This is a genomic window from Pseudonocardia nematodicida (assembly GCF_040105385.1).
Classification (GTDB): Bacteria; Actinomycetota; Actinomycetes; order Mycobacteriales; family Pseudonocardiaceae; genus Pseudonocardia; species Pseudonocardia nematodicida.
Genome location: NZ_JBEDNQ010000004.1, coordinates 264,023 through 282,340 on the forward strand (window position 1 = coordinate 264,023; position 18,318 = coordinate 282,340).

The 18,318-nt window shown below is 74.8% G+C and carries 12 protein-coding genes and 2 tRNA genes; 5 read left to right on the forward strand and 9 right to left on the reverse strand.

Annotated features, from left to right (window positions below; translation table 11 throughout):
* Nucleotides 1-132: 132 nt before the first annotated feature.
* Entirely contained in the window at nt 133-2,895 is a 2,763-nt protein-coding gene (locus WIS52_RS11665; protein ID WP_349298447.1) for an AAA family ATPase, read from the reverse strand.
* A 237-nt stretch (nt 2,896-3,132) separates the two neighbouring features.
* On the opposite strand from WIS52_RS11665, the gene WIS52_RS11670 reads away from it, so the two are divergent.
* The 3 genes from WIS52_RS11670 to WIS52_RS11680 are packed head-to-tail and all read left to right on the forward strand — an operon-like array spanning nt 3,133 to nt 6,496.
* Nucleotides 3,133-4,662: an MFS transporter gene (locus WIS52_RS11670; RefSeq protein ID WP_349298200.1), complete on the forward strand. Its 1,530-nt coding sequence runs from the start codon at nt 3,133-3,135 to the stop codon at nt 4,660-4,662.
* Nucleotides 4,659-5,108, forward strand: a complete 450-nt coding sequence (locus WIS52_RS11675; RefSeq protein ID WP_349298201.1) for a DUF1622 domain-containing protein — start codon at nt 4,659-4,661, stop codon at nt 5,106-5,108. Before WIS52_RS11670 ends, WIS52_RS11675 begins: the two co-directional genes overlap by 4 nt.
* Nucleotides 5,105-6,496 (forward strand): DUF2252 domain-containing protein, encoded by a 1,392-nt coding sequence (locus WIS52_RS11680; RefSeq protein WP_349298202.1) that lies wholly within the window; start codon nt 5,105-5,107, stop codon nt 6,494-6,496. The genes WIS52_RS11675 and WIS52_RS11680 overlap by 4 nt, the downstream gene beginning before the upstream one ends.
* A gap of 19 nt (nt 6,497-6,515) precedes the next feature.
* Here WIS52_RS11680 and WIS52_RS11685 read toward each other — a convergent pair whose 3' ends face one another.
* From WIS52_RS11685 to WIS52_RS11710, 6 genes are all read right to left on the reverse strand, one after another.
* The gene (locus tag WIS52_RS11685; RefSeq protein WP_349298203.1) at nt 6,516-7,904 is read right to left on the reverse strand and encodes a diacylglycerol/lipid kinase family protein; all 1,389 of its coding nucleotides are present in this window, start codon (nt 7,902-7,904) and stop codon (nt 6,516-6,518) included.
* A 25-nt stretch (nt 7,905-7,929) separates the two neighbouring features.
* A complete protein-coding gene (locus WIS52_RS11690) occupies nt 7,930-9,501 on the reverse strand; it encodes an FAD-dependent oxidoreductase (protein WP_349298204.1) in 1,572 nt (523 codons plus the stop codon).
* A 117-nt stretch (nt 9,502-9,618) separates the two neighbouring features.
* Nucleotides 9,619-9,691: transfer RNA gene (locus tag WIS52_RS11695), tRNA-Arg, on the reverse strand.
* A 54-nt stretch (nt 9,692-9,745) separates the two neighbouring features.
* Nucleotides 9,746-9,835 (reverse strand) — tRNA-Ser (locus tag WIS52_RS11700).
* A gap of 77 nt (nt 9,836-9,912) precedes the next feature.
* Nucleotides 9,913-11,907 carry an acetoacetate--CoA ligase gene (locus tag WIS52_RS11705; RefSeq protein WP_349298205.1) on the reverse strand — a complete coding sequence of 665 codons (1,995 nt, stop codon included), beginning with the start codon at nt 11,905-11,907 and terminating at the stop codon, nt 9,913-9,915.
* Nucleotides 11,908-11,981: 74 nt separating this feature from the next.
* The gene (locus WIS52_RS11710; RefSeq protein WP_349298206.1) at nt 11,982-12,668 is read right to left on the reverse strand and encodes a dienelactone hydrolase family protein; all 687 of its coding nucleotides are present in this window, start codon (nt 12,666-12,668) and stop codon (nt 11,982-11,984) included.
* A 60-nt stretch (nt 12,669-12,728) separates the two neighbouring features.
* Here WIS52_RS11710 and WIS52_RS11715 point away from each other — a divergent pair, with 60 nt between their 5' ends.
* A complete protein-coding gene (locus WIS52_RS11715) occupies nt 12,729-13,802 on the forward strand; it encodes a pyridoxal phosphate-dependent aminotransferase (protein ID WP_349298207.1) in 1,074 nt (357 codons plus the stop codon).
* Here the strand turns inward: WIS52_RS11715 and WIS52_RS11720 are convergent.
* Nucleotides 13,787-14,476 carry a response regulator transcription factor gene (locus tag WIS52_RS11720; protein WP_349298208.1) on the reverse strand — a complete coding sequence of 230 codons (690 nt, stop codon included), beginning with the start codon at nt 14,474-14,476 and terminating at the stop codon, nt 13,787-13,789. The two genes, WIS52_RS11715 and WIS52_RS11720, sit on opposite strands and share 16 nt — an antisense overlap.
* Nucleotides 14,477-14,796: 320 nt before the next feature.
* Here WIS52_RS11720 and WIS52_RS11725 point away from each other — a divergent pair, with 320 nt between their 5' ends.
* Nucleotides 14,797-16,149 carry a glycoside hydrolase family 16 protein gene (locus WIS52_RS11725; RefSeq protein ID WP_349298209.1) on the forward strand — a complete coding sequence of 451 codons (1,353 nt, stop codon included), beginning with the start codon at nt 14,797-14,799 and terminating at the stop codon, nt 16,147-16,149.
* Between the two features lie 66 nt (nt 16,150-16,215).
* On the opposite strand, the gene WIS52_RS11730 is transcribed toward WIS52_RS11725, so the two are convergent.
* Entirely contained in the window at nt 16,216-18,276 is a 2,061-nt protein-coding gene (locus WIS52_RS11730; RefSeq protein ID WP_349298210.1) for a M3 family metallopeptidase, read from the reverse strand.
* Nucleotides 18,277-18,318 lie beyond the last annotated feature (42 nt).

The window sequence follows — 18,318 nt, forward strand, 5'->3', positions numbered from 1 at the left end:
CCACTCCGTGGTCGTCGCGGCGGCGGGCCGTCGATCGGGACGGCGCCGACGGTGGTCGCGACCGACCTTACGGAGAACCGGGCGCGGCCGGATCGGGCACGCAATCGGTCATCCGCGGACGGCCGGGACCTGTCACCGGCCCGGCGCGGCCCCGCCCAGCCGCAGGTCGCCCGCGAAGTCGATCCGGGCGAGCGTGGCGCGGGAGTCGATGCCCAGCTTGGGGTAGACGTTGGCCAGGTGATGGCCGACCGTGCGGGGACTGATCAGCAGCTGGGCCGCGATCTCCCGGTTGGTCAGGCCGTCCGCGGCGAGCCGCGCGACCCGTAGCTCCTGCGCGGTCAGCCCGGCCCGGCCCGGCGGACCGGGCTCCCGTCGGGCGGTCGGCCCCTCGGCCAGTGCCTGCTCGCGGAGCGCCCGTTCCCGCAGGGGTTCCGCGCCCAGCCGCTCGAAGACCTCCGCGGCCCCGGCGAGCTGGAGCCGGGCGTCGGCCCGGCGGCGGGCCCGCCGCAGCCATTCGCCGTACAGCAGCCGCGTGCGGGCGTGCTCCAGCGGCTGGTCCGTCGCACCCGGCACGTCGAGGGCAGCCCGGTACTCCGCCTCCGCCTCGATCCCACCGCCGACGAGGGCGCGGAGCCGGTGGGCGGTCGCCCGGGCCCAGGTGGCACCCGTGCGCTGCGCCCACGACGCCACCATGGCGGCCCCGGCCTCGGCGACCTCGGCGCTCCCGACCTGCACCGCGGCCTCGACGGTGTCCGCGGCGGCCGACAGCGCGCCGGTGGGATGGGCGGCCTCGTGGCCGGCGTCGGTGATCGGCAGCAGGTGCTCCAGTGCCTCCTGCGGGCGCCCGTCGAACAGCGCGGCCCGGCCGCGGTGCCAGTACGCCGCCGCGCTGAGCGCCCGCACCCCGCGCGGGACCGAGACCTGCAGGGTCCGGGTGGTGTGCTCGTGGACGGTGCGGTCGTCGCCACGCGCCGCGGCCAGACACGCGAGGGACGTGCGGCACTGGGTGACGACGTGGTCGGCGCCCACCTCGCCGGCCAGCCGGAGACCTTCGGCGGCCCCGGCCTCGGCCTCACCCCACCGGCCGGCGAAGAGATCGAGGACCGCGGTCTGGGACAGCACCATCGCCAGCGCGGCGAGCTCGTGCCGGCGCCGCAGCTGGGCGGCCTGCACGCGGAGCACGTCGGCCAGCGGTCCCTCGATCCCCCAGGCCTGGGCCAGCGGCACCGGTGGCAGCAGGCTCCACGCCGCCGCCCCGAGCCGGGCGACGAGGTCCCCGGCCCCGTCCGGGGCGACCGGGGTGAGCTCGCCGGTCTCGTCGTAGCAGGCCCACCAGCCCCGCAGGGCGGGCAGCAGCTCCGCCAGGGACCGGTCGTCGCCGGCGTCGACGTCCAGCAGCCGCCGCAGCGCCTCCTGCTGGAGATCGGGCCGGCCGGCCGACCAGGCGGCGCGGACCGCCACCGCGCCCAGCTCCACCGCTCCGCGGGCGTCCGGGACGGCGGCCATGTCGCAGACCAGGTAGCGCTGGGCACGCTCCGGCCGGCCGTGGACGAACTCGAGGATCCCGCGCAGCCCGCCGCTCCACCGGGCGACGGCGGCCTCGTCGTCCCGGCGCTCGGCGTCGTCGAGCAGCTGTCGCGCCTCCTGCGCGCGACCGGCGTCCCACGCGGCGCGGGCGGCGGCGGCCAGCCGGCGCGCGGCGTCGGACGGCACCGGGGACAGCTCGGCCGCCCGCCGCAGCGTCCGGGCCGCCGTCGGCCCCGCACTGCGCCGCAGGCACTGCTCGGCCGCGCGCTCGAGCAGCACGGCGACCGCCTCGTCCGGACCGTCCGCGGCGGCCGCCAGGTGCCAGGCCCGTTCCTCGACGGCATCGGGCGGCAGGGCGGCGGCCAGTGCCCGGTGCGCGACCTGCCGGTCCAGGAAGGGCGCGCCGTCGTAGACGGCCGCCGGGATCAGCGGGTGCCGGAACTCCACGCGGGAACCCGAGACCTCGAGCAACCCGGAACGCAGGGCCTCGTCCCAGGTGCGCCGGTCGACACCCCAGCCGGCCCCGGCACGGTGCACGACGTCGCGGTCGCCCCGGTCCTCGGCGGCGGCCAGGAGCAGCAACGCCCGGGCCGGTGGCGTCATGGCATCGACCCGTGCGCAGAACGCCCGTCGCAACCGGGGCCCCACCGGCACCGGGTCCCCGGACGGCAGGAGGGTCTCGTCGCCGGCCTCCCGGTCGAGGGTGGGCAGCTCGTGCAACGCCAGCGGGTTGCCCCCCGCCGCACGGATCGTGTCCTCGACCAGGCCCGGGTCGGCGTCCGGCGCAACGGTGGCGACGAGCGAGCGGGCGTCGTCGTCGGCGAGGCCCACGACCTCCAGTGCCGGCAACCCCTCCCAGGGGCCCGAGGCGGGATCCTCGTGACCGGTGAGCAGGACCGCGACCGCCTCGGTCGCGACCCGCCGGGCCAGGAAGCCCAGGCAGTGCGCGGTCGCCTCGTCGACCCACTGGGCGTCGTCCACCACCACGAGCACCGGTCGTTCCCGGGCCAGGCCCGAGAGCAGCGACAGCACGGCCGCGCCGATGAGGAAGCGGTTGGCCGTGTCCCGGCTCAGCCCCAGCGCACCACGCAGCGCCGCGGCCTGCGGGCCGGGCAGGGCCTCCAGGCGATCCGTCACGGGCCACAGCAGCTCGTGCAGCGCCGCGAACGCCAGCCCGGCCTCCATCCGCGTGCCCCGGCACCGCAGCACGGTGGCATCGGGCGCGGCCCCCACCGCGTACTCGAGCAGGGCGGTCTTGCCGACCCCCGGCTCGCCCCACAGCACCAGCCCGGAACCGGCGCCGCCGGCCGCCCGGACCAGCAGCCGGTCGAGGGCTCCGGTCTCCGCTCGTCGCCCGAACAGCTGCATGTCCACCCCCGCCCCCACCCTAGAGTCCCGCGCCGGGCCGTCCGGCCCCTGAGGGGTGCAGCAGCGCGGCGTCTCGCCCTTCCGCCCACGACCCCCACGTGCCCCTCGGCGCGGCGTCTCGCCCTCCACGAGTGAGGCCCGGCCGCGGTCGGCGGGAGACCATCGCCTCGCTGCGACCGCCGGCGACCCGGGAGGGCTCTGTGACGACGACGGCTCCGCGATGACGACGGCCGAGCGATGACGACGGACGACGGCGCGGCCGGCGCCCGGACGAGCGGTGGCCCGGACGACGCCGGTCGCCGTCCGGGGCTGGGCGTGATGACCGCCGCCTGCGTGTCGACGCTGGTGGTGAACGCCAACACCTCGGCGGTGAGCATCCTGCTGCCCTCGATCAGCGCCGACCTCGGTGTCGGAGTGGACGTGCTGCAGTGGGCGGTGACCGGGTACCTGCTCGTCGGTGCCGCCGTGATCGTGACCTCGGGTGCGCTGGGCGACGTCTTCGGCCGCCGCCGTGTCTTCGTGGCCGGGCTGGCGCTGTTCGTGATCTCGTGCGTGCTGATCGCGCTGGCCGGGAGCGGCTGGATGGTCGTGCTCGGCCGGCTGATCCAGGGCGCGGCCGGGGCCACGATCCTCGCCTGCGGGCTGAGCCTGCTCTCGGTCGCCTCGTCGGGCCGGGCCCAGATGCGCGCGGTCAGCCTGTGGGGCGCGGCGGCCGCGGCCGGCGCGGCGGGCGGCCCGGTGCTCGGGGGTGTCCTGAACGAGCTCACCGGATGGCAGGGGCTGTTCTGGATCGACGCCGTCGTCGCGGCGGCCTGCATCCCGCTCACGGTGCGCACGGTCGCCGAGTCCCGCGACCCGAACCGGGCGCCGACGATCGACCTGGCCGGCACGGCGCTGATCGCCTGCGTCCTCGTGCCGTTCGTGTTCGCCATGACCGAGGGGCCGAGCTGGGGATGGCTCTCGGTGCCCACGACGGCCTGCCTGGTCCTGACGGTGGTGGCCGCGGTCGGTTTCGTCGCCGTCGAGCGGCGGGTGGCGTCCCCGCTGGTCGACCTGAGGCTGCTGCGCAACACCCGGCTCGTCGCCGCCACGTGGGTGATCTTCGTCGGGGCCGGGGCGATCGCCGCGCTCAGCTTCATGCTCAGCCTGTACCTGCAGGACCCGGCCACGCTCGGGCTCTCCAGCCTGCTCGCCGGCCTCGCCATGCTGCCGCTGGCCGCGGTGGTGATCGTGCTGGCGCCGCTGGTCACTCCGCTGGCGCACCGGTTCGGCACCCGGACGGCCGTCCTCGGCGGGTTCGTCGTGCTGACCGCCGGCTTCGCCCTGCTCACCCTGGTCACGCCGTCGTGGACCTACGGCACGTTCCTCGTCCCGCTGCTGTGCGTCGCCGCCGGGCTCTCGCTGACCAACGGGCCGGCGTCGTCGATCTCGACCTCGTGCGTCACCGCCGAGCAGGTCGGGCAGGCGTCCGGGATCTCCAACATGGCCCGCTACGTCGGCGGTGCGGTCATGACGGCGGTCGCCGCCGGTGTCTACGGGAACGTGATCTCGGCCCGGGCGGCGCGCGGCGCGGCACCTGGTGACGCGCTCGCCGCCGGGTTCTCGGCCGGCTCCGTCGTGCTCACGGTCTTCGCCGGGCTCAGCATCATGATCGCGATCTTCGCCGCGCACCGGCCAGGGCGGCCGCACACCATCGACTACGCCGCGGCCGCCGCATCGACCACGCACACCCTGGGCGTGCCGGCGGGCCGCGCCGCTCGGCCATGACGGTCGCAGTGGGGATGGAGCACGTCGCGACCGTGTTCGAGGTGGTCGCCGCGGCGGTGCTCGTGCTGGGCCTGGTGCTCGCGGCCGCGCTGTCGGGCCGGGTCTGGTGGCGCACAGGCAGCGGCCACACCGCCTACCGGAGCCTGCGCGAGACGTTCGGCGGGGCGCTGCTGCTCGGCCTCGAGATCCTGGTGGCCGCCGACCTCGTCCGGACCGTCGCCGTCGAACCGACGTGGGAGAACGTGGCGGTGCTCGGGCTGATCGTGCTGATCCGGACGTTCCTGAGCTTCTCGCTGGAGATCGAGATCGACGGGGTCCCGCCGTGGCGGCGGGCACTGGCCGGGGGCGGGCGGCAGCTGTCGGCGGCGGTGTCCCGGGCCGCCGCGGCCGGGTCCGCCGCCTCGCCGACCCCGGCCGGTCCGGGTCACCACCAGGAGGCCCGGTGACCGGCGCGCCGGGGCCCGCGCGGGGCACGGTGCGGGAACGCACCGAGCGCGGCCGGGCGGCCCGGAAGGAGGCGCCGCGCAGCGCGCACGCCGAGGTCGGGACGGACCGGGACGCGCTCGCCCTGCTCACCGCCGACGACGCCGGCCGCGTCCCGGAGCTCCTGCCGATCCGGTACGGACGGATGGCGGTCTCGCCGCTGAGCTTCTACCGGGGGGCGGCCGCGGTGATGGCCCACGACCTGGCCGGCACACCCGTCTCGGGGTTCACGGTCCAGCTCTGCGGCGACGCGCACCTGTCCAACTTCGGCTTCTTCGCCTCGCCCGAGCGGCGTCTGGTGTTCGACCTCAACGACTTCGACGAGACGCTGCGCGGCCCGTGGGAGTGGGACGTGAAGCGGCTCGTCGCGAGCCTGGAGATCGCCGGGCGGGAGCGCGGGTTCCGGGGGCGGGACCGACGCGCCACGGTCGCGGTCGCGGCCCGGTCCTACCGGCTCGCGATGCGCCGGTTCGCCGCGATGACCACCCTCGACGTCTGGTACACCCGGGCCGACGCCGAGGAGATCCGCGCCCGCTACGCCCGCGACCTGGGCCGGCGCCGCACGCGCGTCGAACGCGGGGTGGCCCGGTCGCGGAGCCGGGACAACATCGGGGCGCTGCACCGGTTCACCACCGGCGACGGCGGGGAGCTCCGGCTCGCGGCTGCCCCGCCGCTGATCGTCCCGCTGCGCGACCTCCTGCCCGGGGACACCAGCCAGGAGGCCGCACTGCGCGGACTGCTGCGGGACTACCGGGACACGCTCCCGGCCGACCGCCGGTTCCTGCTCGACGGGTACCGGCTCGTCGACATCGCCCGGAAGGTCGTCGGGGTGGGCAGCGTCGGCACCCGCTCGTGGATGCTGCTGCTGCTCGGCCGCGACTCCCGCGACCCGCTGTTCCTGCAGGCCAAGGAGGCCGGTCCGTCGGTGCTGGAGCGCTACCTCGGGCCGGCACCGCAGGACTCGGCCGGACGCCGGGTGGTCGAGGGCCAGCGGCTGATGCAGGCGGTCGGCGACATCTTCCTCGGCTGGCAGCGGCAGCCCGGGATCGACGGCGTGACCCGCGACTTCTACGTCCGCCAGCTCCGGGACTGGAAGGGATCGGTCGAGGTCGAGGCGATGGTCCCGCGCGGCATGCGGGTGTACGCCGATCTGTGCGGCAGCACGCTGGCCCGCGCGCACGCCCGCTCCGGCGACTGCGTGGCCATCGCGTCCTACCTCGGGTCCGGGACGGCCTTCGACCAGGCCATGGTCAGGTTCGCGACGACCTGCGCCGACCGGAACGAGCGGGACCACCGCGCGCTGCTCGGCGCGATCTCCGACGGCCGGATCGTGGCGGAGGCCGGCGTGTGAGGCGGTGGCGTGCGGCTCGTCACCGCGCCGGCCGACCGCCCAGCACCCGCATCAGGGCGGTGACCCCGCTCCACAGACCGGCCGGTGCGCGCGCCGCGGGCGCGACGCCCGGGGCGCCGACCGGGATCCGGACGCGGAGCGCCCCGGGCAGCGACCGGAACCGCAGCGGTGGGGCCAGCCGCAGCGCCTCCCCGTCGAGCGCGACGGCGAGGGTCCGCTCGGCGGAGCCCACCTCGAACTCGCGCGTCGTCCATTCCCGGTAGCCGTGCAGGAGCCCGATCCGGCCACGCGCCTCGGCCGTGCGCACGGCGGGAAGGTCCCGGGCGCGGTCGACCGTCACCGTGACGACGCCGAGGAGACCGCCGTCGACACGCTCGCGGGTGCCGAAGCCGTCGAGCCGGTTCAGCCGGTAGGCGCCGTTCGACACGAGCAGGACGTCGGCGGAGTGCACCGGCACACCGTCGGCGCCGGTGAAGCGCAGGTCGGGCCGCGGCGCCCCGGGCCCCAGCAGCTCGGGCAGCGCCGACGCGGTGGTCGCCAGCTTCGCGTCGCGGTAGGCACCGGAACGTACGACCGTGGCGTACACCCCGAGCGAGGCGTTGTTGACGAACACGCGGTCGCCGGCGCGGTTGCGGAGCAGCGCGAGGTCGACCCGGCGCTCGACGGCCGGTCCGAAGGCGTCCAGCGCGGCGACGACGTCGTCCCGGTCCAGCCCCAGGTCGAGCGCGAAGTGGTTGCGGGTACCGGCGGGAACGCACACGTGGGCGACGTCGTGCCGTCGGGCGACGTCGGCGACCAGCGCCTGGGAGCCGTCGCCGCCGGCCATCCCGATCACGTCGGCCCCGCCGGCCACCGCCTCCTCGGCGAGTGCGCGCAGGTCGTCCCCCGGCTCGAGGACCACCGGCCGGACACCGCGGCTCGAGGCGAGCCCCACCAGGCCGTACCGGTCGGCCTTCCCGCCGCCCGACCGCGGGTTCACGATCAGCACCCCCGCCCCCGCCGGGCCCACGGCCGTCGACGAGACGGGCACCGGCGCCAGATCACGGCCGATCGCCGCCCGGGCCGCGGCGGTCGCGACGGCGGCCAGCACGAGGACGGTCACCAGCCGCAGCACCGAGCCGGTGACCAGCAGGACCGCGAGCGCCACCAGGAGCGCCGCGCCCGCCGTCGCGGCCGCGAGGATCCGCCGGCCGCCGCGGTGGACGAGCGCGTCCCAGCCCGCGACCACCGCGACGACGACGAGGACCAGCGCGAGCGCCGTCGCCAGCGGGTCCCGAAGGAACGTCAGGACCGTGACCACCGCCGCGAGCAGGGCGAGCAGCGCGCCCGCCGCGGCCAGCCTGCGTCCGACGATCGGTGGTGGGAGGGGCACGCCGGAGACCGTGCCGCCGGGGGCGGCATCGGGCATCACCCTCCTCGGATGACGTCCGCGGTCAGGTGCCCGCCAGGCGGCGGGCGGCGTCACGCCCGGCCAGGTAGCCCTGGACGAGCCCCCGGAGGTTCGACGTCCCACTCTGCGCGGAGAAGCCCATGTCGTTGCGTGCGGTCGCGTTGCCCGCGGCGTAGAGCCCGGGGATCGCCTCGCCCACCCAGGTGACGACGCGCGCCGAGCCGTCCACCTCGAGCCCGGCCGATCCCAGCCCCGCCTGGACCCGGGCCAGCCGGGCGGCGTGGAAGGGCGGTCGCGCGATCGGCCCCAGCATCGGGTTCCCGGGCCCGCCGCCCGTGGCCATCCGGCTCATCGCCACCGACCAAGGACGCTCCCCGCGACCGAAGGCGTCGTCGCGGCCCCGGGCACAGGCGTCGTTGTACCGAGCCACTGTGGACGCGAGGCCGGCCTCGCCGATACCGGCGGTCCGCGCGAGCTCCAGGACCGACGGCGCGCTGACGACCCGCTCCGGGTCGACCTCCACCACTCCGCGCTCGGCGAGGTCCTGGTCGAAGACCAGCCACGCGGGCCAGTTCGACAGACGTTGGGACGCCCCGTCGAGCTGCTGGAGCGCGGCGTTGATCGCCGGGTAGAAGCTCTCGTCGGCGAACCGCTCGCCGCGGGAGTTCACGATGATCTCGTGCGGGTGCATCACCCAGTGGGTGCGGTAGCGGGCCTCGCCCGCCTCGTCGGTCCCACCGGTCGGGAAGCCCACCTGCACGGTGTTCCGGGCCGCCGGGAGCGACCAGATCGACGCGCCGAGCGGGGCGGCCATCCGGAGGTGGTCCCCCATGATCCCCGGCGGCGCGCCGGTGCCGTGGTCGTCGAGCACGCCCTCGAACCGGTGGACGAGGTCCGGGTCGCGGTCGTAGGCGCCCGTCGCCAGGACCACGCCGGCACGAGAGTTGATCTCCCGGCCGTCGTCGAGAACGACCCCGGTGACGCCGCCGTCGCCGGTCAGGAGGCCCGTCGCCGTCGCCCCGGTCATGACCTGCGCGCCGGCGTCGAGTGCCGCCCGGAGGAAGTAGGCCGCCAGGGCCTGCCCGGTCGTCAGCACGGGATCGGACGGTCCGTCGTCGCCGGTACCGGGTCCGAGGCCGCCGCCCATGCTCCACACCGCGGTGCGCCGGAGGCGGCCGGCCCAGTCGCCGAGCGCGCTCGCCGGCAGCGGGACGGGGTCGAGATAGCGGCCGTCCGGCACGGAGTGGGCCGCGTCGGGGAAGTAGTAGTCGGGCAGGCCACGGATGACCCGGAGGGCCAGGCCCCGCCCGGTGAAGAACTCGATCGCCTCCCCGGCCGCGCCGAGCAGCGCGCGGGTCCGGTCCGGGTCGTTGTGGCCGCGGGCCACCCCGTCGATGTAGCGGGCGCCGTTCTCGGCGGAGTCGGCGATCCCGAGTTCCCGGGCCCACCGGTTGCCCGGGACCCAGATCTGTCCGCCGGAGACCGCCGTGACTCCACCGACGACGTCGGCCCGCTCGATCACGAGTGCGCGCGCTCCGGCGTCGGCGGCCACGGCGGCCGCCGCGCAGCCGCCGATCCCGGAGCCGACACAGATCAGGTCGTACTCATCGTCCACAGGACTGCCACCCCCGTGATCGATCTCAGCACACGGACCAGGCACGGGAGGCAGGAGAGCGGGAAAAGAATCGAGCCCCGACCGCAACTGCCGGTCGGGGCTCGATTCCGTGTCTTGTGCGCCCGAAGGGATTCGAACCCCTAACCTTCTGATCCGTAGTCAGATGCTCTATCCGTTGAGCTACGGGCGCGTGAACTATCCAGTTGTCGGCTCGCCGGTTCGTGTCGACCCCGTCGCGCCGGTGCGGAGGCTCCGGGATTTGAACCCGGGATGGGGGGTTACCCCAAACCGCATTAGCAGTGCGGCGCCATAGACCAGACTAGGCGAAGCCTCCCCGGTGCCTCACGGCCACCAGCGAGGAGAACAGTACACGGCCCCCCGGCCGACGATCGACCGGGGGGCCCGCGCGGGCTACCGGGCCCACTCCACGAACGGGGTGAGCGCGTCCGGGTTCTGCAGCGCCCCGGCACTGACCGCCTTCTCCGGCGCGACGCCGGAGAGGATCTTCTTCACCGGGACCTCGAGCTTCTTGCCGTTGAGCGTCCGGGGAACCGCGTCGACGACGACGAACCGGTCCGGCACGTGCCGCGGCGAGAGCTCCGAACGCAGCGCCCTCCGCAGGTCCGGCTCGACCTGCTCGAGGGTCACGCCGTCGTCGAGCACGAGGAAGCAGAGCAGCGCCCCCTCCTCCCGGGCTCCCAGCGCGGTGGTGTCGATCACCAGCGAGTCGGCGACGCCGGCGAAGTTCTCCACCACCGAGTAGAAGTCCGCGGTCCCCATCCGGACCCCGCCGCGGTTGAGCGTCGAGTCCGACCGGCCGTAGATCACGTACGAGCCGCGCGGGGTGCGCCGCACCCAGTCGCCGTGCCGCCAGTGACCCGGGAAGTCCTCGAAGTAGGACTCGCGCAGCCGGGTGCCGTCCGGGTCGTTCCAGAACATCACCGGCATCGACGGCGTCGGGTTGGTGATGATCAGCTCGCCGACGTCGTCGAGCAGGTCGGTGCCGTCCTCGGCGAAGGACCGCACGTCCGCGCCCAGCGCGGCGCAGGACAGCTCACCGAGCCACACCGGCACGGTCGGGGCCGAGCTCAGGAAGGCCGCGCAGACGTCGGTCCCGCCGGACACCGAGCAGATCTGGATGTGGCTGCCCGCGGCGTCGGCGATCCAGCGGAACCCGTCGGACGACAGCGGCGCGCCGGTGGAGCCGAGCGCCTCCATGGCGGACAGGTCGTGGTCGTCGCCGGGGCGCAGGCCGGCCTTGAGGCAGGACTGCACGAACGGTGCCGACACCCCGAACAGCTTCACCCGGTGCTTCGCCGCCAGCGCCCACAGCGCGTTCAGGTCGGGGTGGCCCGGGCTGCCGTCGAACATCACGATCGTCGCCCCGGCCATCAACCCGCCGGCCAGGAAGTTCCACATCATCCAGCCGGTCGTGGTGAACCAGAAGAACCGGTCCCCCGGCCCGAGGCCGTGCTGCAGGCGCATCGCCTTGAGGTGTTCGAGCACGATGCCGCCGTGGCCGTGCACGATGCCCTTCGGCAGGCCCGTCGTGCCCGACGAGTAGAGCACCCACAGCGGGTGGTCGAACCCGACGGCGGTGAACTCCAGCGGGGCGGACTCCGCGGTGAACTCCGCCCACGACGTCGTGTTGTCCAGCGTCGCGTCCGGGTCCAGGTAGGGCACGAGGACGGTCTGGCGCAGCGACGGCATCTGCTCCTGCAGCACCGCCACGTTCTTCCGGACGTCGAAGCCCTTGCCGTTGTAGCGGTACCCGTCGACGGCCACCAGCACCGTCGGCTCGATCTGGGCGAACCGGTCGTGCACCGCCCGCGCGCCGAAGTCCGGTGAGCACGACGACCAGATCGCGCCCAGGCTCGCCGTCGCCAGGAACGCGACCAGGGTCTCGGGAGAGTTCGGCGCGAGCGCGACGACCCGGTCCCCCTCGCCGACCCCGGCCCGGACCAGCCCGGCGCGGGCGCGGGCGACCTGCTCGCGCAGCTCGGCGTGCGTGACGGTGCGCTCGAGGCCGTCCTCGCGTGCGAACTCGACGGCGACGTCGTCGTCGGCCCGGCCCGGCCCCGGGGTCAGGACGTGCTCGGCGTAGTTCAGCGTCGAGCCCGGGAACCACTCCGCGCCCGGCATGTCCCGCGAACCCAGCGTCGCGGTCGGCCGGTCGTGGAAGATCACCCCGCAGTACTCGGCGACGGCCGCCCAGAAGCCGTCGGAGTCCCGCACCGACCAGTCGTGCAGCTGGGCGTAGTCGGTGACATCGGTGACCGGCGCGCCGCGCTCGTCCCGGACCCAGCGGGCGAAGGCGGCGATCTCGGTGTCCGGCAGCTTCTCGGGATCGGGCCGCCACACCACCTCGGGGGTGTCCGGATCGGTCACGGTCTGCACTGACGTCATAGGGGCCAGCTTCCCCGAACCTGCATGCCGCGCACCAGTGGTCGGACACCACACCGGCGAGGGGCGCGGTGTGCTCAGCGCAGGTGTGAGTCGAACCAGTTCAGGACGCGCTCCCAGGCCTCGGCGGCGGCGTCCGGGTCGTCGTCGAAGCGGTATCCGGTGCTCGGGTACACGACGACGTCGGTCGCGACCTCCGACTTCGCCGCCGCGTCCCGCAGCCGTCCGACGGCGGCGCTGTCGCCCTCGGAGTAGATCCCCAGCCACGGGCAGGTCAGCTCCGGCGCGGTCTCGACCAGCGCCGGCACGCTCGGCGACGGCGAGTGCTCGATGCCCTGCCCGGCGACCGTGACCGCGGCACCGAGCGTCCGGTTCGCCGCCACCTGCAACGCCACCGTGCCGCCGAGGTCGAACCCGAGGACCCCCATCAGGTCGGACGGGAGCCCGGTGTCGGCCAGCCAGCCGAACGCGGTGTCGCAGTCGTCCATCACCTCGTCGAGCCGGAGCCCGCCGACCCGCTCGGCCACCTCGGCGTCGGTGCCAGCGGGATCGTCGGTGCCACGGCGGTGGTAGAGGTGCGGGGCGACGGCGAGCAGGCCGTCGGCCGCCAGCCCGGTCAGCAGCCCCACCACCGAGTCGGTCACGCCGCGCGCCTCGTGCAGCACGACGACCCCACCGCGGACGGGCCCGTCGGGCTCGGCGACGGTCAGCGGAAGCTCACCACCGTCGGTCAGCGGAACGGCCTCGGTCCGGGTCCCGGTCATGGGTTCACTCAACCAGAGCGTCGGCCCGCGTTTCGACTCCTGACGGTTACGGTTGCCGGTATGACACCGATCCGTCCCGATCTGGACACCCTGCCCGCGTACGTACCGGGCCGCGCGATCCCCGGGGCGATCAAGCTGGCCAGCAACGAGGTCGCGGACCCGCCCGCGCCGCCGGTGCTGGAGGCGGTCGCCCGGGCCGCCGCGGGCGCCAACCGTTACCCCGATCTCGCGGCCGTCGAGCTGATCGGACGGATCGCCGGGTTCCAGCAGATCGCCCCGGAGCGCGTCGCCGTCGGCTGCGGCTCGGTGACGATCTGCCAGCAGCTCGTCAACATCACCTGCCTGGGCCCCGGCGACGAGGTGCTCTTCGCCTGGCGCTCGTTCGAGGCCTACCCGATCGTCACCCACATCGGCGGGGCGCAGGCCCGCACCGTCGGTCTGACCGATGACCACCGGCACGACCTGGACGCGATGGCCGCCGCGATCACGGAGCGGACCCGGCTGGTGTTCGTGTGCAGCCCGAACAACCCGACAGGGCCGGCGGTGCACCGTGAGGAGTTCGCCCGCTTCCTGGCCGCCGTCCCGCCGGACGTGCTGATCGTCCTCGACGAGGCCTACGCCGAGTACGTCACCGACCCGGACGCGGTCTCCGGACGCCCGCTGCTCGACGAGCACCCGAACCTGGTGGTGCTGCGGACCTTCTCCAAGGCCTACCGGCTGGCGGGGCTGCGGGTCGGGTACGCGCTGGCGTCCGAGGAGGTGGCCACGGCGCTGCGGAAGGTGTGCCCGCCGTTCAGCGTGAGCGTGGTCGCCCAGGCCGGCGCGATCGCCGCCCTGGAGCACCGCGACGAGATCCTCGCCGGGTGCGCCGACCTCGTCGCCGAGCGGGACCGGGTCGCCGCGACCCTGCGCGGCGAGGGCTATCCGGTGCCGGAGACCCAGTCCAACTTCGTCTGGCTGCCGCTCGGTGACCGTGCCGCCGAGTTCGCCGCGCACTGCCTGGAGCGCAAGGTGATCGTGCGGCCGTTCCAGCCGGACGGCGTGCGGGTCTCGATCAGCCACCCGCCGGAGAACGACCTGCTGCTCGACGCCGCCGCGTCGTTCCCGGGCCGGCCCGGTCACCCCTCCAGCTGATAGCCCGCCCCGCGGACGGTCCGGATGCGCTCGGACCCGATCTTGCGCCGCAGGTAGGAGATGTAGACCTGCACGAGGTTCGCCGACACCGGCTCGGACCAGGCCCGGCCGGCGAGCTCGCCGTGCGTGACGACCTCTCCGGCCCGCTCGACCAGGGCGAGCAGCAGGGCGTACTCGGTCGGCGAGAGCGCGACCCGGTGGCCGTCGACGAAGACCTGGCCGGCGTCGGCGTCCACCGCCAGCCCGCCGTGCCCGAGCACGGTCGGCGCGGGCAGCCCGGCCGCGGCCCGCAGCCGAAGCCGGATCCGGGCCGCGAGCTCGTCGGGCATGAAGGGGCGCATCAGGAAGTCGTCCCGGTCACCGCGGAGCAGGGTGAGGATGCCGGCCCGGCGCTCGCGCGGGACGACCGCGATCAGCGGCGTCGACGGGGACTCGGCCTGCACCGCCCCGACGAGCACCGACGGGTCCGGCCCGGGGAGCTCCATGTCGAGCACCAGCAGGTCGCCGCGACCGGCACGGACGGAGTCGAGCAGCTCGATGCCGTCGCCGACGGCGACGAGATCGACCCCCTCGGCGGCGAGGTCGTGGCGCAGCCCGCGCGCGAAGGAGACCGAGGTCGCCGACGACGGCAGCGCGAGGAGCACGGTCAGCGGCGGTGCGGGATGACGGGGCACGGGGATGGGGAGGGTCGGGGCGGGAGCGGCGCGGCCGTTCACGGTGCGTGGTGGCCTTCGAGGGGAGCGTGCGAGAGCATCGTGTCCACACTGTCGCGACCTGGAGCCGGTCACAATCGACTAACGGTGCGATTCACCCGACACTACTGGTCTATTAGAGTTACCTTGAGAAATCGGCTGCTCCGTTCGGCGTAAGACAACCCCTCGAAAGGTCCGATTTCGTCTGTGGGCGCACATGATCTACCTGTTAGCGCCCGGGAGCGACCACCGTTCTCAGCAGGGGTGTTCACCCTAGGTCACCTTACCTAGAGTCTTGCTCCATGCGACGGAAGAGTTCCGCTGCGGTGGATCGGCTCGACACCCGGGAGCCGGTCGAGCGGGTCGCCGCAGAGCACAGCTCCCCCTCTGTGCCGTCCTCCCGGGCCGGGCGCGACGCGTCCGCTGCCGTTCCTGCCGCGGTCCTGTTGCAGGAGGAGGGCGTGTCCGCCTCCGGCCGGCACCGCGCCTGGTCCGCAGAGGACGACTTCGCCGGCGGGGACTCGTTCGACGCCGGCCCGGTGACCGGGACCGGGCGGCACGCCGCCGTCGAGACCTCCGGCGGCGCGCTCGCCGACCTGCACGACACGGACTCCTCGCTGGTCGCGGTCGACCGCTCCGCTCCCGCCGGTCGTTCCCGGCTGCGCCGCTTCGCGCCGCTGGGCGTCGGTGTGGCCGCGGTGCTGGCCGCCGCGATGGTGTTCACCCTGCTGCAGCCGGGCGCCGAGGACCCGTCGCTGGACGCCGCGCTCGTCGACGACTCGTCCCGGCGGTCCTCCTCGGAGAACACCCTCGCGACCAACCCGGCCATCGGCAACGGCGGCGCGAACGCGCTCGGGGACGCCGCCGAGGGTGCCGCCGGGCAGATCGGGCCGGCGCTGGCCGCCGCCGAGGCCGCCCGGGAGCGGGCCGAGCGGGGCTCCGGATCCGGGGACGCGCCGTCCGGCGACGCCCCGGCCCCGCGCTCCACGGGCGGTGGTGGTGGCGCCCCGCAGAACCCCGGCGACGGCATCCAGGCCGCGCTGCAGCGTGGCTGGCAGGCGGCCGGCGGGGACGAGTTCCCCGGCAGCTCGCTCGGCGGGAACTGGTCGGCCTACGACAGCGAGGGGCACGACGGCCAGGGCCGCCGCACCCCGGACGCCGTTTCGGTCGAGAACGGCAACCTGGTCATCCGGGGCGACTCGCAGGGCAACACCGGCGGCGTCTCCTGGGGCACCCCGCAGATGTACGGCAAGTGGGAGATGCGGGCCCAGTTCCCGGCCGGCGACGTCCAATACCACCCGGTGCTGATCCTCTGGCCCAGCGAGATCCCCTGGCCGCGCGGCGGCGAGGTCGACTTCGCCGAGACCACCAGCGCCAGCGACGACGTGTCGTTCTTCCTGCACTACGGCGACGACAACCGGCAGGTGCAGTCGACCCGCCGGATCGACATCACGCAGTGGAACAACTACGCCGTCGAGTGGACGCCGAACGCGATCATCGGCTACATCAACGGCGAGGAGTGGTTCCGCTCCGAGGACCCGGCCACCCTCCCGCCGGGGCCGATGCACGCCACCATCCAGCTCGACTACTTCCCGAACGGCAGCCCGGTGCAGCCCTCGGAGATGCGGGTCGCCTGGATGCGCCAGTACTCCTGACCCGAAGGCCCGCACCGCCCGCCGTCGTCCGGCGCTCCCCATCGGACGACGGCGGGCGGTCGTGTCTCAGGTCGTGCTGGTGAGCCCGCGCCGCTCCAGCAGCGGGCCGATCTCCGGGTCCCGCCCGCGGAACGACCGGTAGGCCTCCATCGGGTCGACCGCGCCCCCGCGGGACAGCAGCTCGGCGCGGAACCGGTCGCCGTTGTCCCGGTGCAGCCCGCCGTGCTCGCCGAACCAGGCCACGGTGTCGGCGTCGAGCACCTCGGCCCAGATGTAGGAGTAGTAGGCGGCCGCGTAGCCGCTGCCGAACACGTGGTTGAAGTAGGTCGTCCGGTAGCGCGGCGGGACCTGCGGGTGCGCGATCCCGGCGGCCTCCAGTGCCTGCTGCTCGAACGCGGCGACGTCGGTCACCGCCGCCGCCTCCTCCGGCGAGAGCCGGTGCCATGCCTGGTCGAGCAGGGACGCGGCCAGGTACTCGGTGGTCGCGAAGCCCTCGCCGTAGCCGCGGGCGGCGAGCGCCGCGGTCAGCATCTCGGGCGGGAGCGGTTCGCCGGTGGCGTGGTGGCGGGCGAACGAGGAGAGGATCTGCGGGTCCTCCAGCCACATCTCGTTGACCTGGCTGGGGAACTCGACGAAGTCGCGCGGCACCGAGGTGCCGGAGAACGTCGGGTAGCGGACCCGGGAGAACAGCCCGTGCAGGGCGTGCCCGAACTCGTGGAACAGCGTGCGCACCTCGTCGAGGGTGAGCAGCGCCGGCTCCCCCGCGGCCGGCTTGACCAGGTTGAGCGTGTTCATCACGACCGGCGCCGTGCCCAGCAGCGACGACTGCGACACCAGCGCGTTCATCCACGCGCCACCGCGCTTGGACACCCGCGCCCAGAGGTCGGTGCCGAACAGACCGAGCACCTCACCGTCGTCGTCGCGCACCTCCCAGAAACGGACGTCCGGGTGGTAGGCGGGCAGGTCGTGCCGCTCGGTCAGCGTGATGCCGTAGAGCAGCCCGGCGGCCCGGAAGACGCCGTCGTGCAGCACCCGTTCCAGCTCCAGGTACGGGCGCAGCGCGGCGTCGTCGACCGCGTAGTGCTCCCGGCGGTAGCGCTCGGCGTGGAACGCCCAGTCCCACGGCTCGATCTCCCCGCCCGCGAGCCCGGCCAGCTCGGCGGCCTCCCGGTCGGCGTTCGCCGTCGCCGCGGGGACCAGGCCCGCCAGCATCTGCCCCGCGGCCTCCGCCGTGCCGGCCGTGCTGACCCCGGAGCCGCCGTCGGCCGCGCCGATCACGTAGGACGCGTGGTCGGGGTACCCCAGCAGCCGGGCCCGCTCCGCGCGCAGCGTCACGATCCGCAGCACGACGTCGCGGGTGTCGTGCTCGCCGCCCAGACCGCGCGAGACCGAGGCGCGGTACACCTGCTCACGCAGGGAGCGGTCGGTGAGCGAGGCCAGGACCGGCTGCGCGGTCGGCAGGACGAAGGTCAGCAGGTAGCCGCCGTCGTACCCGCGGTCGGTGGCCGCGGCCGCCGCGGCGGAGATCGCGTCGGCGGACAGGCCGTCGAGGCGGGCCGGGTCGGTCACGTGCACCGCGGCGCCGTTCGCCCCCGCCAGCAGCTTCCGGCCGAACTCGGTGGACAGCGCCGAGAGCTCCTCGTTGAGCGCGCGCAGCCGGTCCTGCTCGGCGGCGGGCAGCCGCGCCCCGGCCCGCACCATGTCCCGGTGGTGGCGCTCGAGCAGCCGCAGCGACTCCGCGTCGAGGCCGAGCTCGTGCCGGCGGGTGTGCAGCGCGTCGACCCGGGCGAACAGGCCGGGGTCGAGGGAGATCGCGTCGGCGTGCGCGGCGAGCTTCGGGGCGACCTCGGCCTCGATCTCCTGCACCGCCGGCGAGGTGTCCGCGGAGACCCGGGTGAAGAACAGCCGCGACACCCGGTCCAGCACCGCGCCGGAACGCTCCAGCGCCACGACCGTGTTCTCGAACGTCGGCTCCCCCGCCGCGACGACGGCCGCGACCTCGTCGCGCTGCTGCGCCATGCCGGCCTCGAACGCCGGCAGGTAGTGCGCGTCGGTGATCCGGGTGGTGTCGGGCAGCCCGAACGGCAGCGCGCTCGGGGTCAGGAACGGGTTGTCCGCGCTCGTCATGGCGGCGACCTTAGGCGCTGCGCGCCCGTGAGTACTTTTCGT

What these genes read in the sequence shown, in the direction of transcription:
- WIS52_RS11665 (WP_349298447.1), bottom strand. Translation starts at nt 2,895, where the DNA reads ATGCAGCTGTTCGGGCGACGAGCGGAGACCGGAGCCCTCGACCGGCTG.
- WIS52_RS11670 (WP_349298200.1), top strand. Translation starts at nt 3,133, where the DNA reads ATGACGACGGACGACGGCGCGGCCGGCGCCCGGACGAGCGGTGGCCCG.
- WIS52_RS11675 (WP_349298201.1), top strand. Translation starts at nt 4,659, where the DNA reads ATGACGGTCGCAGTGGGGATGGAGCACGTCGCGACCGTGTTCGAGGTG.
- WIS52_RS11685 (WP_349298203.1), bottom strand. Translation starts at nt 7,904, where the DNA reads ATGCCCGATGCCGCCCCCGGCGGCACGGTCTCCGGCGTGCCCCTCCCA.
- WIS52_RS11705 (WP_349298205.1), bottom strand. Translation starts at nt 11,907, where the DNA reads ATGACGTCAGTGCAGACCGTGACCGATCCGGACACCCCCGAGGTGGTG.
- WIS52_RS11710 (WP_349298206.1), bottom strand. Translation starts at nt 12,668, where the DNA reads ATGACCGGGACCCGGACCGAGGCCGTTCCGCTGACCGACGGTGGTGAG.
- WIS52_RS11715 (WP_349298207.1), top strand. Translation starts at nt 12,729, where the DNA reads ATGACACCGATCCGTCCCGATCTGGACACCCTGCCCGCGTACGTACCG.
- WIS52_RS11725 (WP_349298209.1), top strand. Translation starts at nt 14,797, where the DNA reads ATGCGACGGAAGAGTTCCGCTGCGGTGGATCGGCTCGACACCCGGGAG.
- WIS52_RS11730 (WP_349298210.1), bottom strand. Translation starts at nt 18,276, where the DNA reads ATGACGAGCGCGGACAACCCGTTCCTGACCCCGAGCGCGCTGCCGTTC.